This is a genomic window from Paraburkholderia sp. RL17-373-BIF-A (genome assembly GCF_046030175.1).
GTDB lineage: Bacteria > Pseudomonadota > Gammaproteobacteria > Burkholderiales > Burkholderiaceae > Paraburkholderia.
Genome location: NZ_JARESO010000362.1, coordinates 1 through 657 on the forward strand (window position 1 = coordinate 1; position 657 = coordinate 657).

Genomic DNA, 657 nt, shown 5'->3' on the forward strand with positions numbered 1-657 from the left:
TGCGCCGCTCTGCGGACGCGCGTACTGCGGCGCTTACCGGCGCTCTCGTCATTATGGGGACACAGTCCGGCCCACGATATGAGGTGAGTGGAATCGGGAAAGCGCGTCATGTCGACCCAATCTCGGCGACCAGGGCCTGGGCGGTCAGGTCACCGACGCCGGGAATGGTTCTCAGCAGTTGAACGTGCTGATGGATTGGCGTCAGCGCGAGTCCCACCGCGGCATCCAGATCAGTCAGTGCACGTTCAAGGGCGTCGGTGAACTGCGAATGGAGCGCGAGCATCTCACGATGATGGGAAGTTACGCGCCCGCGCAACGCCTCGCGTAGTTCACCCGGCTTCCTGCGTGCGTGACCTTGCACAAGTGCCGCAGCAGCACCGGATCGTCCTCGCCCGAGATAATGGCCTTCAGGATCGCGCGCCCCGCTACCGCCTAGTACGTCAGCAAGGACACTGCCGAGTTTGAGATTGGCATCCTCGAGCACCTTCCGGATACGCAAACAATGCCGGGTGATCTCGCGCGTCAGCTGTTTGCGTGTGCATGTCAGATCACGTAACTCTTGGATCGCGGCCAGCGGGACGAAGCTGGAGCGGATAGCCCGTGAGCGAGCGGGGCCTGCAATCCACATCGCGTCATTCAAATCGGCTTCACGGCCGG

General features: G+C 62.4%; 2 protein-coding genes. Both read right to left on the minus strand.

The features are described 5' to 3' along the window. Positions 1-110, minus strand: a 110-nt coding sequence (locus P0D80_RS50880) for a transposase (RefSeq protein ID WP_408296497.1), incomplete at its 3' end; no start/stop codon positions are given. Beyond that, positions 107-657, minus strand: a 551-nt coding sequence (locus P0D80_RS50885; RefSeq protein ID WP_408296494.1) for an IS110 family transposase, incomplete at its 5' end; no start/stop codon positions are given. The genes P0D80_RS50880 and P0D80_RS50885, both read right to left, overlap by 4 nt.